The sequence below is a fragment of the Mesorhizobium sp. M0698 genome, from assembly GCF_040320455.1.
Taxonomy (GTDB): domain Bacteria; phylum Pseudomonadota; class Alphaproteobacteria; order Rhizobiales; family Rhizobiaceae; genus Mesorhizobium.
Genome location: NZ_JAMYPQ010000025.1, coordinates 12,875 through 34,161 on the forward strand (window position 1 = coordinate 12,875; position 21,287 = coordinate 34,161).

General features: G+C 59.1%; 18 protein-coding genes and 2 pseudogenes. 4 read left to right on the top strand and 16 right to left on the bottom strand.

All coding sequences use genetic code 11. The features are described from left to right. Positions 1 to 23: 23 nt before the first annotated feature. The 5 genes and pseudogenes from NKI16_RS29900 to NKI16_RS29920 all read right to left on the bottom strand — a co-directional run. A pseudogene (locus NKI16_RS29900) lies at positions 24 to 272 on the bottom strand (carbamoyltransferase N-terminal domain-containing protein); the annotation flags it as partial. Positions 273 to 307: 35 nt separating this feature from the next. Continuing rightward, a complete protein-coding gene (gene nodS / locus NKI16_RS29905; protein ID WP_352450799.1) occupies positions 308 to 904 on the bottom strand; it encodes a nodulation methyltransferase NodS in 597 nt (198 codons plus the stop codon). 48 nt (positions 905 to 952) lie between these two features. Beyond that, positions 953 to 2,311 carry a chitooligosaccharide synthase NodC gene (nodC, locus tag NKI16_RS29910; protein ID WP_352924227.1) on the bottom strand — a complete coding sequence of 453 codons (1,359 nt, stop codon included), beginning with the start codon at positions 2,309 to 2,311 and terminating at the stop codon, positions 953 to 955. Between the two features lie 14 nt (positions 2,312 to 2,325). Continuing rightward, entirely contained in the window at positions 2,326 to 2,982 is a 657-nt protein-coding gene (nodB, locus tag NKI16_RS29915) for a chitooligosaccharide deacetylase NodB (protein ID WP_352586914.1), read from the bottom strand. After that, the gene (locus NKI16_RS29920; protein WP_023678262.1) at positions 2,979 to 3,572 is read right to left on the bottom strand and encodes a NodA family N-acyltransferase; all 594 of its coding nucleotides are present in this window, start codon (positions 3,570 to 3,572) and stop codon (positions 2,979 to 2,981) included. The genes nodB and NKI16_RS29920 overlap by 4 nt, the downstream gene beginning before the upstream one ends. A gap of 269 nt (positions 3,573 to 3,841) precedes the next feature. Here NKI16_RS29920 and NKI16_RS29925 point away from each other — a divergent pair, with 269 nt between their 5' ends. Continuing rightward, complete coding sequence (locus NKI16_RS29925) at positions 3,842 to 4,864, top strand: LysR family transcriptional regulator (protein ID WP_352846623.1); 1,023 nt, start codon at positions 3,842 to 3,844, stop codon at positions 4,862 to 4,864. Between the two features lie 92 nt (positions 4,865 to 4,956). Here the strand turns inward: NKI16_RS29925 and NKI16_RS34145 are convergent. The 4 genes and pseudogenes from NKI16_RS34145 to NKI16_RS29940 all read right to left on the bottom strand — a co-directional run. Next, a pseudogene (locus NKI16_RS34145) lies at positions 4,957 to 5,201 on the bottom strand (IS1634 family transposase); the annotation flags it as partial. A gap of 414 nt (positions 5,202 to 5,615) precedes the next feature. Next, positions 5,616 to 6,647 carry a LacI family DNA-binding transcriptional regulator gene (locus tag NKI16_RS29930; RefSeq protein ID WP_023678260.1) on the bottom strand — a complete coding sequence of 344 codons (1,032 nt, stop codon included), beginning with the start codon at positions 6,645 to 6,647 and terminating at the stop codon, positions 5,616 to 5,618. A 302-nt stretch (positions 6,648 to 6,949) separates the two neighbouring features. After that, complete coding sequence (locus NKI16_RS29935; protein WP_023678259.1) at positions 6,950 to 8,278, bottom strand: dicarboxylate/amino acid:cation symporter; 1,329 nt, start codon at positions 8,276 to 8,278, stop codon at positions 6,950 to 6,952. 54 nt (positions 8,279 to 8,332) lie between these two features. Next, the gene (locus tag NKI16_RS29940) at positions 8,333 to 8,542 is read right to left on the bottom strand and encodes a hypothetical protein (protein WP_156937379.1); all 210 of its coding nucleotides are present in this window, start codon (positions 8,540 to 8,542) and stop codon (positions 8,333 to 8,335) included. Between the two features lie 735 nt (positions 8,543 to 9,277). Between NKI16_RS29940 and nifA the strand changes: the two genes are divergently transcribed. The 3 genes from nifA (at position 9,278) to NKI16_RS29955 (ending at position 13,556) form a co-directional block, all read left to right on the top strand. Then, the gene (nifA, locus tag NKI16_RS29945) at positions 9,278 to 11,050 is read left to right on the top strand and encodes a nif-specific transcriptional activator NifA (RefSeq protein WP_502897638.1); all 1,773 of its coding nucleotides are present in this window, start codon (positions 9,278 to 9,280) and stop codon (positions 11,048 to 11,050) included. A 234-nt stretch (positions 11,051 to 11,284) separates the two neighbouring features. Next, positions 11,285 to 12,424, top strand: coding sequence for a histidinol-phosphate transaminase (gene hisC / locus NKI16_RS29950; protein WP_352542067.1), 1,140 nt, complete (start codon positions 11,285 to 11,287; stop codon positions 12,422 to 12,424). Between the two features lie 91 nt (positions 12,425 to 12,515). After that, positions 12,516 to 13,556 (top strand): LLM class flavin-dependent oxidoreductase, encoded by a 1,041-nt coding sequence (locus NKI16_RS29955; RefSeq protein WP_352639924.1) that lies wholly within the window; start codon positions 12,516 to 12,518, stop codon positions 13,554 to 13,556. 597 nt (positions 13,557 to 14,153) lie between these two features. On the opposite strand, the gene NKI16_RS29960 is transcribed toward NKI16_RS29955, so the two are convergent. The 7 genes from NKI16_RS29960 to nifB form a co-directional block, all read right to left on the bottom strand. After that, positions 14,154 to 16,049 (bottom strand): ABC transporter ATP-binding protein, encoded by a 1,896-nt coding sequence (locus tag NKI16_RS29960; RefSeq protein ID WP_352639923.1) that lies wholly within the window; start codon positions 16,047 to 16,049, stop codon positions 14,154 to 14,156. Further along, positions 16,049 to 17,917 (bottom strand): ABC transporter ATP-binding protein, encoded by a 1,869-nt coding sequence (locus tag NKI16_RS29965; RefSeq protein WP_352924230.1) that lies wholly within the window; start codon positions 17,915 to 17,917, stop codon positions 16,049 to 16,051. The genes NKI16_RS29960 and NKI16_RS29965 overlap by 1 nt, the downstream gene beginning before the upstream one ends. Positions 17,918 to 17,990: 73 nt before the next feature. Continuing rightward, on the bottom strand, positions 17,991 to 18,896 hold the full coding sequence (locus tag NKI16_RS29970) for an SIR2 family NAD-dependent protein deacylase (RefSeq protein ID WP_352924232.1): 906 nt from the start codon (positions 18,894 to 18,896) through the stop codon (positions 17,991 to 17,993). 38 nt (positions 18,897 to 18,934) lie between these two features. After that, positions 18,935 to 19,147, bottom strand: coding sequence for a putative nitrogen fixation protein NifT (gene nifT / locus NKI16_RS29975; protein ID WP_023678250.1), 213 nt, complete (start codon positions 19,145 to 19,147; stop codon positions 18,935 to 18,937). After that, entirely contained in the window at positions 19,144 to 19,464 is a 321-nt protein-coding gene (locus NKI16_RS29980) for a nitrogen fixation protein NifZ (protein WP_352639920.1), read from the bottom strand. Before NKI16_RS29980 ends, nifT begins: the two co-directional genes overlap by 4 nt. 98 nt (positions 19,465 to 19,562) lie before the next feature. Further along, on the bottom strand, positions 19,563 to 19,757 hold the full coding sequence (locus NKI16_RS34150; RefSeq protein WP_023678248.1) for a 4Fe-4S dicluster domain-containing protein: 195 nt from the start codon (positions 19,755 to 19,757) through the stop codon (positions 19,563 to 19,565). A 32-nt stretch (positions 19,758 to 19,789) separates the two neighbouring features. Continuing rightward, a complete protein-coding gene (gene nifB, locus NKI16_RS29990) occupies positions 19,790 to 21,268 on the bottom strand; it encodes a nitrogenase cofactor biosynthesis protein NifB (RefSeq protein WP_352924234.1) in 1,479 nt (492 codons plus the stop codon). Positions 21,269 to 21,287: the final 19 nt, after the last annotated feature.

Here is a 21,287-nt window from a genome sequence, read left to right on the forward strand (position 1 = left end):
AGAGCGTCGCCACGACTGGCGGTTGCTGTTGCCTGCCGGACCTGAAACTGTGACTCGTCTTCGCCATCCCAGCCGTCGATAACGAACTGATCGACATCACAAGGATTTAGCCCCTGTTCCGCCAAAGCGGCGACAATTGCGTCGAGATTATCGATGGTTTGGTAACGCGGATTGTTGTGCCGCTTTTCCTGCTCTACGCGGAAGACGAGCCGTCCATCCTCGACAAGGGCGATCGCCCCATCATGGGTCAGCTTGGTACCACAGATGCGCATAGTGTCTCCACGTTAACGGCGATAGATTCGATTCATCAGGAAGCGGAAAGCGGGTTCCGGAAACGGACGAGCAAGCAGTCTTCGTTGACCGACTCGCCCCGACACTCAAGACGCTCTACCTCGATCAACGTTTCGTTCAGCATGGCGATGACCGGCTCAGCACCAGCGGCGTGACCCCAGCGACGGCAATTAGCATCCCTTGCCGATCCGAAGATCAGATGCCCGCCTGGCGCAAGCACCCGCACCAGGTTTTTGACGGCCGCGCGCATCTCGGCTATGTCTTCGAGGTAGTATAGGACCTCCGCCACAACGATCAGGTCAAACAACTCGTCGGTCGAAAACTGTTGAACATCGGAGACTATCCAGTTGATGCGCGACGGCTCCTTTATCCGTTGACGTGCTCGAGCAATCGCTTGCGCCACGACATCGATGACGGTGAGCCCTTGGCAGTAGGGGGCTAGTTTTTCCGTGAATGCGCCGGCAGCGCACCCGACTTCGAGGGCATTTGTAATGGAGCCTTGGGCAAGCGCCAGCTGGAGCATTTGCGTGTGGCGCTCCCGCTCGAACGGATTGCCGTCGAGGCGCCACGGATCGTCTGCGGCCAATTCCCGATCGAGCAACTGATGATTCATGTTCTGGGTCAAACTCGTCCACCTCTCGTCCACCTAGGTAATTAGCGATCACTCGTCGCCGCAAATGTTGCCCGAAAGCGCTAATCCCGAAGAATCCCGCCCAAGATTGAGCCTGCGAAGCGGAGCTGAATGCGGTGAGAATTCTGCCCTGCTTGATCCAGTGATCGGAGTTTGGGTGGGGGCCTGTTTTCCCCCAGTGTTCGATGTAGCGACAGCAGAGCTTCGCGACAGCCAATCGCTATTGCTCAATGTACACAGCGCGTAGGCCTTCAAGGGAAGTAAGAGAAAGATGTTGATGAACGTGTGCAGGGAAAAGCCCAGAAATCGAAACTGTCGAGCACGAACTGCTACCACGCTGCATCGGACCATGGTCATGGACACAATCATCAGTCCTGTCCACCAAGGCACAGTGCCTGTCAGTGCGAAATGTGCGAGGCCCGTTAGTACCGATAGGGCGAGGAGTAGCGCCCCGAGATTCTGTCCGACCACGTCCAACGTGAGATAGCTATTGAGGCCGGGCAGCAAGCGCAGCCCAAGCAGCGTGTCCCGGAATGTGCTTCGTGCCCAACGGAGTTGTTGGCGCAGATACGGTCCGAGTCTGTTCGGAACGACTGTGGCCGCGATGGCGCTCGGAACGTACTCGGTTCGAAAGCCTGCTTTCAGCATGAGGATAGTGAGATGGCGATCCTCACCGAAGTCGCTTGGCTTGCCCCGAAAAAATTGCGACTCGTACTGGTCCAGTAACAAAAGGAGCGCAGACCGGCGGTACATGGCACATGGGCCGCAACAGCACATAACGGCACCGAAGCGAGCCTGTGCCGCGCGCTCCTCGTTGCAAGCCAGCCAGTACTCCATGTCTATCAGCCTGGTCAGCCAGCTCTCGCTCCGGTTACTGGCCGTCAACTGACCCATGACTGCGCCGACCGCTGGATCTCGCATCTTCGGTACAAGCTTGGTAATGACGTCGGACGCGAGTATCGTGTCTGAATCAACGTTAAGCACCAAATCCCCGGATGAGCGGCGTATCGCGGCGATCTGTGCCTTGCGCTTTCCAACATTCTCGGGAAGCAAAATGATGTCGAACCTAGGGTCGCGCGCGTAGGTTTCGTGGACAGTTCCTACGGCTTCGCGATTTCCAGAACCGTCATCAACCACATAGACCCGAAGTCTTCCGGCGTATTCTTGGTCTGCAATGGAAGCCAGGCACTCTGAAAGCGTGCGCGGATCCTCGTTGAAGCAGGGGACGATGACATCCACGCTGGGCAGTTGATCGGAGCCGACGAGATCCTCCAACGCCGATGAGTCGTTTGTCGGCAGAGCATAAATCCCCTGCATGCTCTTATAAGCAGTCGAGAGCAGTGCATATAGCGAAATGGCCACAGTGCTGGTTGTACCAAGAAGAGTCATGGGATCTCGTTTGTTCAGTGATGTTGAGGAAGTGAGCGGATTACAAATCCGCGCTCATGAAGTGCTGGAATCAGCCGGGACAGCGCCGTGACCGTCTGGTCGCGCAGACCGGCGTGAGCGCCCTGGCTCAACTCGCCGGGAGGGCATCCGTCGTGTAAGAGTACGATTGCGCCCGGCCGGACAGAGGCGAGCACGGTATCGATAATCGCGTCGACCCCAGGGCGAGACCAATCTCGAGGGTCGACGGACCAATGGAGGGCCGTCAGCCCGGCGATCTGTGACGCTGTGAAGACTTCTTCGCTCCAGGCGCCGTAGGGCGCGCGAATGTAGCGCACCGAGGCCTGAGGGCACGCCCTCATGATGGCGCCGTTCGCTTCATAGATCTCACGTTGCACTTCGCCGAAGCCGCATTTGTACAGATCCGGATGAGTCATCGTGTGGTTGCCTAGCTCGTGCCCTTCTGCAAACATTCGTTGGATTAGATCCGGGTGCTCTAAGGCGTAGGCGCCGATGACGAAGAAAGTCGCCGGCACCCGCTGCTCTGCCAACACATCCAGAATCTCCGGTGTGAAAAGTGGATTGGGACCGTCGTCGAACGTCAGATAAACGCTGCGACGGCTGGTGCCGTCGGAGCACTCACGGCGCACTTCGTAGCAATCGGGACGGCTCATAGCTCTGGTCCGTTCCGATCGATCATTGCGCCGGTGGGCCATTCGCTGATCGGTCGTCCAACTGGCAGAACAATGACGAGTGCGTCATCGATGCGTGTGGGCGGCAGGTCGAGGCGCGCCTCTGGTCGGGTGGAGCGCACGCGAATTCCCGACAAAACAGCCAAAGGGCTGTATCGCCGCCCGAACCTCTCAACATGATTCCGCAGCGCGTCCCGGACGGTTCCGAAAGCGAATGGAACGCCAAGCTCCTGCAGTGTTGGAAGCATGACATGGATCGAATGGGCGATTCCGAGGCCCTCAAGATCCGGACGTACCCCGTACAGGCCCAGCTCAGCCACCAATAGATCGACCGCGTCAACCTTGACGAAACGGCGCAGTATGCCCATATGGGCCGCTACACCGCTCGAATCATAGGCGATTACGCGGAGTTCAGGCCTGGCTCCGGCCCAGCTTCGACTACCTTCGAACGGTTCTGCGTTGCACGCCCCAGTCGGCCCATAGGTATTTCGAAAGAACTTGGCGAGCTCGACATGGTCGGAGAGCTGCAACTCATTTTCCCAGCACAACTTCCACTGCACCTGCGAGCGCATTCAGGATCTCTCTTTCTTATTAGTTTCTTGCGGGCCGCATTACCGGCCAAAGCGGCGGCGTTGTTTGACTGCACTCAACCGTTGTCGTTAGCGAAGGTGAGCCAGCCGGTCGGGCTCGCAAATGAGCTCTCTCGATGTTCCCGCCCGTGTCGCGGCGCCGTCGATTTGAGCTTGACGTCGGTCATTTACGTTCCTCTAATGCATGGTTCGTAAATTCGTAAAATTGATTGTTTAGATGATACCCATCCACACGCTGGATAGATCAGGACATGCGTTTTAAGGGGCTGGATCTAAATCTCCTCGTTGTGCTGGACGCTCTGATCAGGGAACGTAAAGTCACCGCGGCGGCCCGGAGTATTAACCTGAGCCAGCCGGCCATGAGCGCCGCCGTCGCTCGGTTACGCGCCTATTTCAGCGATGAGCTATTTGCGATGAACGGCCGCGAGCTCATTTTGACACCGCGCGCGGAGGGGCTCGCCCCAGCAGTCCGGGACGCATTGCTGCACATCCAGCTATCGATTATTTCCTGGGACGCCTTTAACCCAGCCCAATCGGATCGTCTCTTCCGAATCATGCTTTCCGATTACCTCACGCTCGTATTTTTTAAGAAGATCGTAGAGCGTGCTGCGCGGGAAGCTCCCGCCGTCCGCTTCGAATGTCTGCCTATTTCCGACGACCCCGAGGAGCTTCTCCGGCGCGGCGACGTTCATTTTCTGATTATGCCGGAAGTGTTCATGTCGAAACATCCTCGCGCAGCCCTGTTCGAAGATATGCTCGTATGCGTAGGCTGCGGCACGAACAAGCAGCTGTCAGAGCCACTTACATTCGAGCGATACTTGTCCATGGGGCATGTTGTGCTCAGATTCAGGCACACCCGGCAGCCCACCATGGAGGAATGGTATTTGCTCGAGCACGGTTTCGAGAGACGTATCGAGGTCGTCGTACAGGGCTTTAGCATGATCCCGCCCGTTGTATCAGGCACCAACCGCATCGGGACCATGCCCTTACGGCTGGCGCAGCATTTCGCAAAAACAACACCCCTGCGGATTGTCGAACTTCCGCCGCCACTTCCTCATCCCGCATTCACGGAGGCCGTCCAATGGCCTGCGCTTCACAATACTGATCCGGCAAGCCTGTGGATGCGGGAAATGATGTTGCAGGAGGCATCTCGCCTGGCGCCTTTGCTTGAAATTATTGAGCGTCTCGGGCACGCCGGATCCGACCTTGCCGTTGTTGGTACCGAATTGACTGCCGCCTCCGATTTCGCGTGCGAAGTCCCAGAAGAGATTTAGCCTCACTTAAACACCGGCTGTAAGAAAATGTCATTAATCAGCATGTTAGGCGCGCGCCGGCGCGTGTTACCACTACCTTTTTGGGGGTGATCTCAGGCGAGTTGTTTGTCGAGGTGTGTCGCAGAGCGATGCCAGCTGCCTTCAAGACGTTGCCCACTTTTGCCGTGACGTGGTGGTGACGACGCGACCATCCTTTTCGATGGTGGCTCCTGGAGGCGGTCGCGGAGGAGCGGTTGCCATTCGGGGCAGAGCGGCGCAGTTCCTTGCTGAGTACGAGGGCCAGGAACGAGCAGAACACATGCCCGGTTGGTGCTGAGTTGACTGCCGCCTCCGATTTCGCGTGCGAAGTCCCAGAAGATGTTTAGCCCCACTCAAATGCCAACTTTGCCGGCCTTGCCGCGGCTTTTCACGCGCGGCCAGGCGAGGAGATGGCGGTCGACGAGGTCGATCCCAATGGACTGTGCCGGCCTCGCTCGGCTACTGGCGTGAGGCATCCTTGACGACACCGCCCTGCACCGACAACGTCGAGATGTTGGCAATGAAGCCGGTCGAGGTCGACGCTGCGGATGTAGGGAATTTACCTCGCGCTTCCGCCTGAACGCGCGGCCGATCCGTTCACTCAATCGGCGCTTTCATCCTGGGCCGCGGCTGAGGCCTGTGGGGTGCGGCTACCCCGCGTGGATCGGATCATCAATCAACTTTCTCTCATTTATGAAAGGAAACTCCCCGCTTACGATAGAATCCATCAGCTTCATATATTTTCCGGCAGATGGATGTCGAACGGCAGAAAGGTCTGTCCTGGTGTTTCAGCAGTGCCGGTCTCGATAGCCCGCGTCATCAGCGTTATCAGCTCCTGGGAAAGCCGGCGCATTGGCGTGGCGACCGCCATGGTGATGATGTTATCTGCGAGTGCCGCCCGAGATTCCGGCGTGATTTCATTCACGATCGCGACGAGATCGCGGCTTTTACCCTCTTCCCGGACCGCGGAGATGGCGCCCTCCATGCCGCCGCCGGCGACATAGAAGCCGACGAGCTCGGGTTCCCGCTGCATGAGATCAAGCGTTGCCTCGTAGGTGACCTGCCGTTTCTCCAGGTTCACAAGCGGATCGAGCACCTCGAACGTCGGCGCGTTCTCACGGCAATAGGAGCGAAAGCCGACGTCACGGAGCTCGTGCCCCTGGAAACGATGGCTGCCGACAAACACCGCCACCTTGCCGGGCCGTTTTGCGACCTTGGACACCATCCAAGCGGCCGTGCGCCCCACCTTGCGGTTGTTGAGGCCGATATAGCCCTGTCGCACGCCGGCGGCGAAGTCGGAAAGCAGCGAGAAAACCGGAATGCCTTTGGCCTTGAGGTCCTCAACCGCTGCTGTAATTTTCGGGTGGTCCGGTGCCACCATCGCGATCGCATGGCAGCGTGCGCCCAAATCCTTGAGCGGTGCGATTAGGTCGCTCGGCATATGTGACGGGGCGAATTGGATGAGCGGAATGCCGTGGAAGGACTGGGCCAAATTGACCGACGCTTCGACCTCGCGCGCAAAGTCTTGGTAGAAATGCTGGGCCGGTTTTCTCAAGATGAAGCCCAGACGGTAGCACGGTAGGTCTCGCCGCAAGCGCTGCTTGATGAGCCCGGCAGCATGATAGCCGATCGCGTGGGCGGCGTCGTGGACCCGCCGCGCGGTCTCCTCGCGCACCGGATGGCGGGCGTTCAGAACCCGATCGACCGTTGCTACGCTGACTCGGGCTTCGCGGGCGAGATCGGCAATTGTGGGGCGCTTGGTCATGGGTCCTATTCTGATTGGTTTTTGACGCAGGCTGGCTCTCTGTCACCTAGCGCGATTCGACAATGGTTTCGGGTGGGCAAAGTGGAGACGCCCGCATACTGAATGATCGACGGCGTATTGGACTACTCCAGATGTAGACCGGCCGGGTATAACGGAAGGTTCATTCGCTTAGGGCGGCGATGATTTGCACTCACACATATTGCGCTTCTGATACATGGTCCGTGAGGCGCCGTTTAGAGCCTGCGAGTCGATCGTTCAGGTCATGTGACCAGCTTGGCGAAACCGGTCGCGGTGCGTCGACCTTACTCGGCGGAGGATAGCCGGTTTGATGCCTCGGCAAGCTGATGACCGCAGAAGGCGGCTTTCATCTGCGCTCGGTCCAATTCTCCTTCCCAGCGGGCAACGACGAGGGATGCCACTGCGTTGCCGACGCAATTCGTCAGCGCCCGGCATTCGGACATGAAGCGGTCGATGCCGAGTATCAGTGCCATCCCAGCAACGGGAACACTCGGAACTACGGCGAGCGTAGCAGCCAGGGTGATGAAGCCCGCACCTGTCACACCTGCAGCGCCCTTGGAGGAAAGCATCGCAACGAGCAGCAGCAGCACCTGATCGCCGATTGACAGATCCGTGTTCGTCGCCTGCGCGATGAAGAGGGCCGCCAGGGTCATGTAGATATTCGTGCCGTCCAGATTGAACGAATATCCGGCCGGGATGACGAGACCCACAACCGAACGCCTGGCGCCCGCCTTCTCCATCTTCTGCATGAGCGAGGGGAGCGCGGCCTCCGAGGAGGACGTTGCGAGGACAAGCAGCAGCTCTTCCTTGATGTAGCGAATAAGAGAACAGATCGAAAAGCCGTTGTAGCGGCAGACCGCGCCGAGAACCCCGAACACGAAGAGGAAGGCGGTGAAATAAAACGTCGCGACCAGCATCGCGAGGTTGACGACCGAACCGATGCCATATCTACCGATGGTGAAGGCCATTGCGCCGAAAGCGCCGATCGGCGCGGCTTTCATCAGAATGCCGACGAGCTTGAAGACAGGCGCGATGAGCGCCTGAAGGAAGGAAACGACAGGCTTGCCCGTCTCTCCGGCCATCGCGAGCGCCATGCCGAACAGAACCGAGAAGAACAGCACCTGCAGGATGTCGCCTTCCGCGAAGGCACCGACAATCGTTGGCGGGATGATGTTCATCAGGAAGCCGGTGACCGACTGCTCGTGGGCCTTTGCGGCATAGGTATTCACGGCCTGGACATCGAGCGAGGCCGGATCGATGTTGAGGCCGGCGCCAGGCTGGACGACATTGGCGACGATGAGGCCGACGATCAGCGCCAGCGTCGAGAAGGTGAGGAAATAGACCATTGCCTTGCCGGCGACCCGGCCGACCTTGTGAAGATCGTTCATGCCGGCAATGCCGGTCGCAATTGTCAGGAAGATGACAGGCGCGATGATCATCTTGACCAGCTTGATGAAGGCATCACCCAGCGGCTTCAGGCTCTCGCCGGTCCCCGGATAGAAATAGCCAATTGCGACGCCTAGAGCGATGGCGGCAAGCACCTGCGCGTAAAGCTTGGCATAGAAGGGTTTGCGGGGCGCGGGACTCGCGCCGCGGACTTGTGCAGCTGACACTGTTTCTCTCTCCCTGACCGGATCGAGGTGGCGTGACTTCTCCCGGGCTTCTCCCTATCGCGGCGCTCCGGTCGAACGCTGCACCAACGCCGCCGCAATACCCATGCCAAATGGATCCGCATGACCTGAACTGACGTTGGGCTCGCCAATGATGGGATGAATGCGGTGGCACAAGACGGGAATGACAAGGCCGCCGTCCAGCACGCGCTTGATGTTCTCCGGCAGATTGCCGGTCGATCTCTCTGGCTTGCGGTTTTGCTGCACATCGTGGCGGGCTCCTCGGTTTGCCGACTTTGGGAAGGGCCGCATCGCTGGCACCAGGGCGCAGAATTGCCGTGTTCTTTGCCGCGCTCCCGCTGCAGCGACAGCTTGAAAGCGACGTCGAGACGTAGGGATTGACGCCGCTGGTGCTGACCGCGACGATGCGGTTCAGAAGTTCCGAGCACCGCCGAGAAAGCCGCGCTCGACCGCCACCTTCGCGCCTTCACACGCGACGCCGCCGCCTTTTCTGCGTCATCAATATCGAGGAAATGGCGGTTGCCGCGACCGACCAGTGTCGTCGGCAGTGATTATCGCTCCCGCCCCTGGTTCGCAGGCGCTGGTGACTGGCACGGCCCGGCAACTCGGCGCGGTCAGCCGCTCGGGCACCGCATCGCCGGCGCCGTATTTCTGTCGTTCAACATCGCCGACAAAAATTAGAACTGATGAATTCTATCATAGGCCGCGAGGTTTCCTTTCACGAATGAAAGAAAGCTCGATTGACTATCCCGCCTCGCTCCAGTCTTTTGAAAATCAACGTGTGGTTGCCCCCGTGCAAGCCGAGAACGTGGCCAAGCTTCGTGGAGGGAGAGCCAAGCGATGCGTCAGGGGTCGACCCGCTTTGCACTCGACCACACGGCGGTGGCACGAGTTCACGTCAGAGCATTTTCGCGCTTGCCCGCGACGTCGCGGGCGCACATGCCGCCGGCATGCATTTCATGGCGCGAGATCGAGGATCATATGCACCACAACATTCCCAAATCAGAACAAAATGCCAGCGAGTGCCGCATTTCGCTTCCGGATGCGAAAAGGGCTTACCCAAAGTCCGAGATGAACACCGCGGTCCCTTTTGTGCCATCGCACGAGCACGCGCTTACCGGCATCTTCGAAATATCGAAAATACTCACCGACCCCGCCCGGCTCGAAGTCACGTTGGCCAAGGTCGTCGATCTCCTGCCCTCGTTTGTGCAGATGCGGCACGGCATCATCGCTCTCTTCGACGCTGAGGGCGTACTGGACATCACCGTAGTCACCGGCTGCGACGAGAACAGCGATGAGCGCTCCCGGATGCGCCTGCCGCGCAAGGCAATCGATCTGATTGTGACGACGGACACGCCGCTCGTCGCCGAGAACATAGCGGTGCATTCGGCCTTCACTGCCGCTGACATAGAGGTGCTTGGGGCCTCCGACACCGTGTCCTTCATCGGCGTTCCCATTCGTGTTGATGGGAACGCCGTAGGCACGCTGACTATCGACCGCGCCTTGGACAGCAGGTCAACGTATCGGCTCGATTATGATGTCCGGCTGCTCACCATGATAGCCAACATGGTGGGACAGACAGTCAAGTTGCACCGCTTCTCCGCGGGCGACCGCGAGCGACCGACGGAGGTGGAAGATGGGCTGCAAACGCAATTCTCTGATGTCAAGCACCCTGCACCGCAGCGCAAGAAGGTTCACGTCAAGGGAATGATTGGCGATAGTCCGGCGCTAAGCGCGCTGCTCGAGAAGATCGCAGTTGTAGCTAAGGCAAAGACCACGGTTCTGTTGCGAGGCGAATCCGGTACCGGGAAGGAGCTGGTCGCCAAGGCAATTCACGAGTTGTCGCCGCGCGCCAAGCGGCCCTTCATCAAACTCAATTGTGCAGCGCTGCCAGAGACAGTCCTGGAATCCGAATTGTTCGGTCATGAGAAGGGTGCCTTCACAAGCGCGTTCAATTCCCGCAAGGGTCGCTTTGAGCTCGCCGACAAGGGGACGTTGTTTCTGGATGAGATCGGCGAGATCTCGGCCTCCTTCCAGGCAAAGCTACTGCGCGTGCTGCAGGAGCAGGAGTTTGAGCGCGTCGGCAGCAACCAGACCATCAAGGTCGACGTTCGCGTGATTGCCGCCACGAACAGGAACCTTGAAGAGGCGGTTGCAAGGAATGAGTTCCGCGCCGACCTATATTATCGCATCAACGTGGTTCCCTTGCTGGTGCCGGCGTTACGCCAAAGGCGCAGCGATATTCCGCTCCTCGCAGCTGAGTTTCTCAAGAATTTCAACGATGAGAACGGCCGTACGCTGACCTTCGACCCGCGTGCGATTGAAGTACTGATGAAATGTGAATTTCCCGGCAACATTCGCGAGCTTGAAAATTGCGTGCACCGGACCGCGATCCTGGCGGAGGGACTATCAATCGGGAGAAACGACTTTGCGTGCTCCCACGACCAATGCTTTGCCGAGGCGCTGCGGAAGAGCAGATCGGGCAAGGCCGCGCTGCAACCAGCGCCAATCCTGCCAGAGGCAGTGAATCCGGCCACGCCGCCGGATGCGGCCGCTCGTTCGGCCGCCACCACAGTCCCGCCTGCCGGCGCAACCCACTCATTGGGCGCGAGGACCACCGACGCCGAGCGCGTCATTGCTGCCATGGAAAGTTGTGGCTGGGTGCAGGCAAAGGCGGCGCGCCTGCTTGGACTGACCCCGCGCCAGATTGGCTACGTGCTGAGGAAATACGGCATCGAGATCAAGCGTCTGTGAAAGCATGACTCAGGCGGATTAGCTGAGACCGCTTAGCGGCTTGGCCCGCGCAGGGATGCAGATCCGCGTCCGCGTCAAGTCGATCCGACCGAGGACAGCCTGGCCGAATTCCCGTGGCAGCCGGCGTTGCGACCATCTTGTGAAAGGCGACGCTGCCATCGTCAATCCGTCCGCCATGTTGCTCTCGTTGCGAGCTCATACGGATGCCCTGTGCGACTGAAACGGAGATAAAATATGTCCGATGCAAAACTGCAAGCTGTGCTTTCGTCTCTTCCGCAAGGGACGCGACAGTTAGATGCTCTGCCGTCCAACGGACCAGCGCCGGACAGAAGTTTTGTCAAGCTGAATACGAATGAGAACCCGTTTCCGTTGCCGCCAATCATAATGCAAAGTGCAGTGGCGGCCCTCAATCGCCAGTATCTGTATCCTGACGACGATAACATCAGCTTGAGGGAAGCAGCGTCCAATACCTATGGCGTATCCACGGATCAGGTCATCGCAGGCAACGGGTCGTCTGAACTGCTCGGACTCATCTACAGAGCTTTCCTCGCCCCTGGCGACAAGGTGGCGATGATATCGCCAGGGTTTTCGTTCAACCGCAAACTTGCCATGTTGCATGGTGCTGAGTTTCTCGAGATCGGATGTCAAACTCATTCGCTGCCAATGGAGCAATTGCTTTCCGGTCCGGCAAAAGACGCCAAGTTCATTCTGGTGGCCAATCCAAACAATCCGACCGGAACATTCCTCTCGATAAGCAATATCGAACGCCTCGTGGCACAATCGGATCGCCTGGTCGTCCTTGATGAGGCCTACGTCGACTTTGCACCCGATCACGGGCTGCGCCTCATCAACCGTTATTCGAACCTTCTGATCTTGAGAACATTTTCGAAGAGCTATGCCGCCGCCGGCATTCGCGTCGGTTTCGGTTTCGGTCACCCTGAGATTATTGGCAGGCTGCGCAACATCCAGAACGTCTTCAACATGAACGTGATCGGGCATGCGGTTGGTATCAGCGTGCTTGCGCATCGCGGCGCCTACGCAGAGAACCACAAGCACATCAGACATGAACGACAGCGAGTGACAGCCGCACTGTCGCAACTTGGATTTTCCGTAACGCCCTCCCACGCAAATTTCTTGCTAGCCCGTGTGCCAGCGGGACAGGACGGCTCATGGTGGCAAGCAGCCTTGGAAAGGCAAAAGATACTCGTTGCCTACTTTCCGGACAATGGTTTGGAACATTGCATCCGCGTCAGCATCGGCACAAAAGAGCAATTGGATGCATTTCTTGCTGCCGCTCGCGATATAGTTGGAAGCTTAAACATACCAAGCACCACGGGCAGGGGAGCGTCAGGCTCTGCTCGTTCGGTACGCTGACGCTAATCCGATATCACACATTGCTATCTTTAGACTTGCTTGGTCACCCAAGCACGACAACATTTTTCTTTAAAATCGGGGACAATATCGAGTGACAAACGTCTTTCCTTCAAACCTAGCCTTCGGCATCTTCGATCATCTGGACGAGGACGGCCTCGATATCGCCCGGCAGTACGAAGATCGCCTGATATTAGCAGAGGCGTGCGATCAGCTAGGGTTCTATGCCTATCATCTCGCAGAGCACCACTGTACCCCCCATGGGAGAGGTCCATCGCCGAATCTGTTCTTATCGAGCGTCGCCCAGCGCACCCGGCGCCTGCGTCTCGGACCCTTGGTGATGCTGCTTGCGCTTTATCATCCGCTGCGTGCGTTCGAAGAGATCTGTATGCTGGACCAGTTGAGCGGTGGCAGGCTCGAACTGGGCATAGGGCGCGGTGCTCTCCCGATCGAATTGGGTTACTTCGGGATTGGTGCGGACGCGGTGCCGGGCCGCTATGCGGAAGCCAGCGAAATTCTTGTTGAAATACTTGTTAATGCCATGAAGGTTGGCACGCTGTGCTATCAAGGCCGCCATTTTGAGCTCAATGACGTTCCTTTGACGCTAAGACCTCATCAGCGTCCACATCCGCCGACATGGGTCGCCGCCAATCGACCCGAGTCCGCAGCCTGGGCCGCTGCGAATGGAGCAAATATCGCGTGTGTAGGACCTTCCTCTTCTGTTCGCAAAACTACTGATGCGTTCCGCGCCTATCGAGAGGACAACGCTGGCGCGGGCGATCAAGCGCCATTTATTGGATTGCTCCGCATGGTCGTGGTTGGGCGTTGTGACACACATGCCTATTCGCTGGCGGCACCTGCTTACGAACGATGGCTCAAGAGCTTCCAATTCCTTTACGAGCTTAATGCCATCCCGACTCCACCAAACCTGCCGCTGACCTTCGATGCGGCAATAGAGCGTGAATTGTGTGTGGTAGGATCAGCAGAATCTGTGCGAAAAGTTCTGTTAGATCAGTTGGAAGAGGCAGGTGCCAACTACCTGCTTTGTCAACTGGCATTTGGAAATCTGCCGCTAGATGCTTCCCTGTACACCGCGACGACCATTCAATCCGAAATCATGGCTCGACTTGTCTGACCGTGAAATTGGCGGTCTGATCTGAAGGTTAAATTGTTGTAACAGCGCTCCCTCATCCACGTGCTCGAGCGTGCACGTGGTGGGGACGGGCAATCGGGAGGGAGGCCAAACTGACCACGAGCCGGCGGCACAGATTACCAGGTTGTGCGTTGGCTGGCGTCTGGGCCGTGTGAGCCTGCGCGATCCTAAGGAGCCGAGCGCGTCACGATGCGGGCGCGTCTGCTCGTCGGGCTCGCGCTAGTCGTTGCACATAGCCCGCCGCAGAGGCTCTTCTCGCCCGGGGCGGCGCCGGTGCGGCGCCCAGATCCAGCTTCATCAGCGGCTCGGCGGTAGCAAAGCCGTCACTCGCTACGGCGCTGTTGAGGGCGCGCTCGCGAGCGGCTTTGCTACGCCGAGCGACACCACCTGGAGCGAGTTCGCCCGATGTCGCGGGGTGCACCGCGGTCGGATAACGATGCTGGAGGAAATCGTTCGCAGCCGGTCTTCACGATCTGCGCGAGTGCTTTGCATGAATGCTGCCTGCTTCCTCGTCTGCGGCGGCCTTGTGTCCGCCGGCACGCCCGAAGTCAATGCCAGTACCACAAGGCCGCCAAGACGTCAGGTCTGGGAGCCGGCTTGTACGGTCGTATCGTGTTCGGGAATATCGTCGAAGGAGGCGTAGTTGAGATTGTAGAGTTTGGAATACAGGCCCCCCATGGCTATTAGCTGATCGTGGTTGCCAGTCGCAATAACTTGGCCATTCTGAAGCACGATGATGCGGTCGGCACCCCGGATCGTGGCAAGACGGTGGGCGATGACGAGGCCAGTGCGCCCTTCAAGCAGCTTTATCAGAGCCTTCTGAATCTGCATTTCCGTGTAGCTGTCGATGTTGGCGGTAGCTTCGTCGAGCACGAGGATCTTGGCGTCGGCGACTAGGGCGCGGGCGAAACTGATAAGCTGGCGCTGGCCGAGAGATAAGTTGTCGCCGCGTTCGCCAAGTTGGGTCTCATACCCGTCGGCGAGGCTCATGATGAAGTCGTGGGCGCCGACCGCCTTGGCGGCCTCGATCACCTTGTCTCGCGTGGCCTCTGTCTTGTGGTATCGAATGTTCTCGAAGACCGTCCCGGTGAACAGGAATGGCTCCTGCAGCACCATGGCGACCTGGCGGCCGAGCGATTCCTGGGTGAGATCGCGCACATCATATCCGCCGACCAGCACTTGGCCCTGCTGAACATCATAGAAGCGGTGGACCAGGGCCATCGCACTCGATTTGCCAGAACCGCTCGGCCCGACCAGTGCGACCGTCTCGCCGGGATTGACCCGGAAGGAGACATTTTTCAGCACCGAACGGTTCGGATTGTAGCCGAAGGTGACGTCCCTGAACTCGACCGAGCCGTCCATTTCGGGCGAAAGCACCTCGCCATTGGGTTTGTCCTGAACATCGATCTTGACGTCGAGCACATCGGTCAGGCGCTTGCCTGAGGCCATGGCGCGCTGCATGACCGAATATTGCAGGGTGAGTGAGCGGATCGGGTCAAAGAAGCGCTGGATGTAAAATAGGTAGGCAACCAATACGCCCACATCTATGCGGCCATTCATGACCATCGAGCCGCCGACCACAATAACGGCGGCCATGGCGAGGCCGGTGAGGCCATCGACGATAGGCACCATGACCAGTGCATATTTGGCAGCGATCAGGTGGGTCCTGAGGTTGGCATGGGCCTTGTCGTCAAAAAGGATGAAATTCACCTGCTGGCGGTCCATTGACTGGACGGTGCGCACGCCGTGAATGGCTTCGGCCAGCGCGCCGTTGACGACGGAATTAGTCTCGTGTGCGGCCATGAAGGCGTCGCGGGCACGCGGCAGCCAGACAATGCGGACGATCACCAGGACCGGCAGAACCGAGAGCGTCAGGAGGCCGAGGCGGAAGTCGAGCCACAGCATTACGAAAACGATGCCGAAGAGAAGCGCAACATCGCCTACGGAATATACCGAGGTTTCGAGGAATTCCTGTATGGAGTTGACGTCGCCTTGCAGGCGCGACATGAGGCGTCCGACCTCGGTCTTGTCCATGAAGGAGAGCGAAACCTTCTGCAGATGGCCAAACATGGCGCGGCGGATGTCGAACAGGACAGTTTCGGCCACTTTCCCAACCACGGTTTCCTGCATGTAGCCGGCAGCGAAATTGACCAAAATCGCCAAAACGAACGCGCCGACGGCCGCGAGCTGGGCTGAGCGATCGGTCCTTGCCGGGTTCATGCCCTGGTCGAGCGCGTAGCGGATGATCAACGGGATGAGAAGCTGCGTCCCGGTGAAGATCAGCATTGCTGCAATCGTGATGACTACCCTGGCCCGATAGGGACGGACGAAAGCCCAGATGCGCCGGAGGATGCTCTTGTCGAAAGCCCGGCCGAACATCTCCTCCTCGATGCGGTGCGAGCCGACAACCGCGCGCGGAGGGCGTCTGCCGTCGTCACGTTCGGCTTCGACTTCGCCGGCGCGGCCCTGCGCCATCAGCGGGCGCCCCCATACTGGGTCATATTGTCATCACCCGGGCGCGTCTGGAGATCGTAAAGGGCCTTGTAGCGTCCCCGCTTCGCCAAAAGCTCTTGATGCGTGCCGCGTTCTACGATTTCGCCGTTATCGACAAAAAGGATCTGATCGGCGTGCATAAGCGCACTCAGCCGGTGCGCGATGATGATCGTCACCCGATCCTTGGCGAAGCGCCGCATCGCCGCGCGGATGCGCTGCTCGGTGCCGGCATCGATCGCCGCCGTTGAGTCGTCGAAAACGACGACGGAGGGGCGCAGCATCATGGTGCGAGCAATCGTGAGACGCTGGCGCTGGCCGCCAGAGAGAGAGACGCCGCGTTCGCCCACGACCGTCTCGTAGCCTGCTGGGAGCCCGAGGATGTAGTTGTGGAGCTGGGCGAATTCGCCAGCGCGTTCTATTCGCTGTCTCTTCGCCCATGGATCGCCATAAGCGATGTTGTTCTCGATCGTAGTGGTGAATAGGAATGCATCCTGCTGTACGACGGCGACCGCCTTGCGAAGCGTCGCGAGGGTGACATTGCGTACGTCCTGGCCGTCCAGCGTGATGGCGCCACCGGTCACGTCGTAAAAGCGGGGGACCAGATGAGCCATCGTCGATTTGCCCGAACCCGGCGGACCGACGATCGCGATCGTCTCGCCTCTACGGGCCTCAAAGCTGAGGTTCTTCAAAATGGCGCGGTTTTCGGCGCTGGGGTACGCAAACGAGACATTGTGGAAGCGCAGAGTGCCGTCGCTTATCTCGAGCGGTCTGGCCTCGAGAGCATCCCTGATTGTGATCTCCTGGTCGAGGAGACCGAAAAGCCGCGAACCGCAGCTAGAAGCGCGGGCAAAGGCATTGACCATGAGGCCGATCTGGCGGACTGGCATTTGCAGGATTGTCATGAAGGTCAGGAAGGTCGCCACCGTTCCGACGCTGATCTCGCCAGCGACGAGCTTGCTGCCACCGATCCAGAGCACCAATCCCATTGCGAAAAAGAAGGACAAGGTCATCGCCGACGTGCTGGGCACGTAGATGTCAACGCGGTCGTGGGCGAGGTCGAGCGCGTTCTTGGAAGCGCCGTCGAACTTCAGCATCTCGTAGGCTTGAGCCGCAAAAGCGCGGACCACGCGGATGCCTGCGAGATTTTCCTCCATCACGCGGCTTAGTACCGAAAGCCGCTCATGCAGGTCGAGCCAGGTGGCGCGCAGCCTAAGCTGTGTGGCCGATGAGCGCCAGGCGACAAAAGGCACGAAGCTCAGCGCGACCAGGCCGAGCATGGGATCGGTCGAGATCATCATGTAGGCGCCGATCCCGATCAGCATGGTGAGCAGGAGCACGCGAACGAGCGCGGTGGAAAAATACATCCGCACGCCTTGGAGATCGAGCATTCCGATGGTGATCAGATCGCCTGAATGGACCCGGTCGTGAAAGGAAAAGCTGAGACGCTGGATCTTGTCGTAGTAGGCGAGCCGCAGTTCGTACGCGACATGATGCCCGACGGCTTCGGCAAAATAGTTCTGCGCCATCGTGAAAAGGCCGCGTAGCGCGCTGACGGCGAGCAGCAGGAGAGCCGGGGTCCAGAGCGCTTGTCCTGCCGCGGTCCCCGCGACACCGCCCCCGATGGCTGTCTGGGTCTGGTCGACGGCCCGGCCGAGAAGCTGGGGAATGAGCAACTGGAGGATTGCCGCCATGATCGTCGAGCCCATAGCGAAGGCGACCTGCCAGGGATGCCGCAAATTCATACGCGTGATGCGCAACAGCGTACTCAAATCCCTGCCCCAGCGCGCCGCTTCCATATGGGTCAACGAATTCAGAGCGTTCGTTGCGCTGCCGATAGCATCACTGCTCACGGGTGTATTCCCGACTGCATTTTGCGCCTTCGAGGCAAGCCGAAGGACCAATCATCAAAGGGGCCCGCCATTGTTAATCCTGTCCACCACCTGCAGCAGTGCCCGTTCCTATAAGCCGAGCCGCGGCTTCACTTACTGGCATGTCGATCACCGTGATTCCGCTTGCCGCAAGGAAACGCGCTTCGTTTCTGGTCAGCGTTTCCGCGTCCATTACCGCGCAATGTGGACCTCGGGAGCGCTTCATGATCTGCCTGGCGTAGGTGCGCAGCATCTGATCGTTGAAGCGGCAGCCAACGAAGAAAAATCCACGGGTGATGCGCCCTTCCTTCACCACGTCTGGGATCGGTGTCTGGATATCGATTTCGGTCAGGACTTCGACATAGTCGGAATCTGCGACGAGAAAGTTTTGCGCCGGCCTAATACTCCCGTGAGGTGTATAGAGAACCGTCTTTGCCCCCGATCGGGGGTCGAGTTCCCTCCCGGACAGATCGTAGGTTTTCGTCCAAATGTCCCGGATTTCGTTCGCCCGCGTGACGCCTTGTATCTCAACGACGTCCGTTCGGCCGGTCTCTACGAGAGCCGTGCGCATCGCGCCGTCGTACCAGCTGTCGACGATGAGGGAGAGCGGCAGCCTTGCGAGCCAGGCGTGGAGGAGGGTCGGCGCCACCGGCGCTGCGAATATGTCGGTCATCCAAGCTTGAAGCGTCCGGCGATGCCGGCGCTGTTCGATGAACTGCGCAACCGACCACATATTGGTGCGGATCCTGGAAGGGGCTGGCGCCCGTGCATTGAGTGCCGCGGCAACGACCTCGGGCGTATGCGGCACAGGCGGTTCCGCACAGTTGAACCCAAGAAGACCCGGACCGAGATAGGGGATCACCTGATCGGCGGCGAGCGCTTCCTTCGCCAGGTCAAGCAGCTTTTCGGCAAAACTGTCCCGCACGATGACCAGGTGGCCCGATGTCAGGATCGTGTTCATGCTCGTTTCCTCGCGACGCACCTTATGAACGGGCAGCATCAGTCCTCTTCGGAAACCTTCCTTGCCTCGACGGTGATCGGCAGACGCGTATCCCGTGGAAGATCGGGTAGGAGGAGCCGCCACCCGTTCCTGAGCGTCACAGTTCCGCCCCACAACTCTTCCTTCTCAAGCTTGATGATCGGCTCTTCGAGGTCCTTTTTGGGGACATACGCCGACAAGCCAGCATCGGTCCTGCGGATCATGACTTTCATCTGGCCGTCCCTTCATTGGTATTGTTTTCAGCACTGCAGGGCGCCTCGGCTTTGTCGAGGCTCATCAGTTCACGCGCTCGCATGCCGACGACGGTGCCACGGTCGATCCATTCGACCGCATAGATGAAGAACTGCTGGAGAAAGGTGCCAATGTCGCGCACATATCCCTCGTCGCCCTTCCGCACGAGATTTTCGCCGATCTCCCTGCCAGGATAGGTGCCGTCATTTTTTATGTGGCGAGTGGCACGTACCCGCTCTCCCGGTATGAATCGTGGAGGCCTGCGGATTTCGACCTCCTCTTCGCGTCCGAGCGACATGTCCGTTCCCTGATTTCTCTTGAGGCTGCAGATTGTGAACAAGGCGTTCCAGGCGTCCTGCGAAGGCATCCCCGACCATGTCGGCAGCCCAATGTTCGTCACGCAGGAACGCAGGTCTTCGGCACCGGGCATACCGAGGCACATTGCTGCGCATCGAAGACCCCCTCGCACTCGGTGCACTTTTGCGGCTCGATCACATAGCTCTCGCCTTTGAACTTGATCGCGCCGGAGGGACACTCGAATTCGCAGGCGCCGCATTGGGTGCATTGGGATGCGATGATCTTGAAAGCCATTTTAACTCCTGGTCCGAATGGATGAGACGCGCTCAGGCCGTCGCCGCGAGTGCGGGGGTCCCAGACGCGGCCGCGTAAATCGCGCTGATTGCGGTCTCGATATAGTCGTGGGCATATGCGTCGGTGGCTTGGATTCCAGCGTCGGCGAGCTGATCCTGCGGGCAATTTCCGATCTTGGCGCACAGCACGACATCTATGCCCTCAAGCGCAGCGATGACGCCATCCAGGGCGGCTTCTCCGCCCCAGCCGCCGAGACAATACTGCTCGACCTTGCGATGCCCGACAAAGCTGATCCCTCTCGGCGAGGCTTCGTAAACCTGGAATTCCTTCGCATGGCCGAAATGTTCATTGACGCGGCCGCCGCCCTTGGTCGCCACTGCGAAGAGAAGGGACTTGCCGGGGCTCGCTGCCTTGACCAATCCGATCGCTTCTCTCCTAGCCGCCACGTGATCACGGCGCTCCTCCGCGACCAGCTCCCGATAGGCCTTGCGATTGCTGGCATCGTAGGTGACCTCGCCGGGAATCCGGTCGAGTGTGAATTCCTGGCCACGATCCTCACCGAGCAGGCCGACGGCATCTGCCCGGCACTGCCGGCAGTGGCGCATCAACTGGGCGCCGCCTTCGACACGATCCTGAAGAGCCTTCATCTCCATTGCGTTTGGGCCGCGTTGCCCGCTCAGTCCGTAGTGCGTGCCGTGCGCCGGGTCCGAAATCAGCGGCATGAGGTTGTGCAGGAACGCGCCTCGCTCCTTGACCCATCTATTCACCTCGATCAGATGCTCATCGTTCACGCCGGGGATCATCACCGAATTGATTTTGGTGAGGATGCCGCGCGCGGTCAGCATCTCCAGGCCCAACATCTGCCGCTCGTGCAGGATCCGGGCGGCTTCGATGCCGACGTAGCGGCGATGGTCGTAAAAGATCCAAGGATAGATCTTTGCACCGACCTCAGGGTCGACCATGTTGATGGTGATCGTCACGTGATCGACATTCATGTCGGCAAGCTCCTCGACATGGTCCGGCAGCGCGAGCCCATTCGTGGAGATGCAAAACTTGATGTCTGGGATTTCCCTGGCGACTCGTTCGAACGTTGCCTTCGTCTTCTTCCAGTCGTAACAGGCATCGCCCGGTCCGGCGATGCCGAGCACGGAAAGCTGCGGCACCTCGTTGGCGACCGCGACCACCTTGCGTAGCGCCTGGTCGGGCGTCAGCTTTTCGGAGACCACCCCAGGCCGGCTTTCGTTGGCGCAGTCATATTTGCGATTGCAGTAGTTGCACTGGATATTGCAGCCGGGCGCGACCGCGACGTGCATGCGCGCGAAATAGTGATGCGCCTCTTCTGAAAAGCAGGGGTGATCCTTGATCTTGTCCCAGACAGCCGGATCCGTGTCGTCCGGCTTTATCGACGAGCCGCAGGACGAAGTCGCGCAGCCACCGGCTTTCACGGTGGCAAGCAACTGGTCATCGAATGTCGTGCTGAGGCTCTCAAGCGAAATTGCCGGTGCGGACATCGAACGGCTCCGTTGCTGG

Coding starts and splice junctions, on each gene's coding strand:
- nodS (WP_352450799.1), bottom strand. CDS start 904: ATGAATCATCAGTTGCTCGATCGGGAATTGGCCGCAGACGATCCGTGG.
- nodC (WP_352924227.1), bottom strand. CDS start 2,311: ATGACTCTTCTTGGTACAACCAGCACTGTGGCCATTTCGCTATATGCA.
- nodB (WP_352586914.1), bottom strand. CDS start 2,982: ATGAGCCGTCCCGATTGCTACGAAGTGCGCCGTGAGTGCTCCGACGGC.
- NKI16_RS29920 (WP_023678262.1), bottom strand. CDS start 3,572: ATGCGCTCGCAGGTGCAGTGGAAGTTGTGCTGGGAAAATGAGTTGCAG.
- NKI16_RS29925 (WP_352846623.1), top strand. CDS start 3,842: ATGCGTTTTAAGGGGCTGGATCTAAATCTCCTCGTTGTGCTGGACGCT.
- NKI16_RS29930 (WP_023678260.1), bottom strand. CDS start 6,647: ATGACCAAGCGCCCCACAATTGCCGATCTCGCCCGCGAAGCCCGAGTC.
- nifA (WP_502897638.1), top strand. CDS start 9,278: ATGCACCACAACATTCCCAAATCAGAACAAAATGCCAGCGAGTGCCGC.
- hisC (WP_352542067.1), top strand. CDS start 11,285: ATGTCCGATGCAAAACTGCAAGCTGTGCTTTCGTCTCTTCCGCAAGGG.
- NKI16_RS29960 (WP_352639923.1), bottom strand. CDS start 16,049: ATGGCGCAGGGCCGCGCCGGCGAAGTCGAAGCCGAACGTGACGACGGC.
- NKI16_RS29970 (WP_352924232.1), bottom strand. CDS start 18,896: ATGAACACGATCCTGACATCGGGCCACCTGGTCATCGTGCGGGACAGT.
- nifT (WP_023678250.1), bottom strand. CDS start 19,147: ATGAAAGTCATGATCCGCAGGACCGATGCTGGCTTGTCGGCGTATGTC.
- NKI16_RS29980 (WP_352639920.1), bottom strand. CDS start 19,464: ATGTCGCTCGGACGCGAAGAGGAGGTCGAAATCCGCAGGCCTCCACGA.
- NKI16_RS34150 (WP_023678248.1), bottom strand. CDS start 19,757: ATGGCTTTCAAGATCATCGCATCCCAATGCACCCAATGCGGCGCCTGC.
- nifB (WP_352924234.1), bottom strand. CDS start 21,268: ATGTCCGCACCGGCAATTTCGCTTGAGAGCCTCAGCACGACATTCGAT.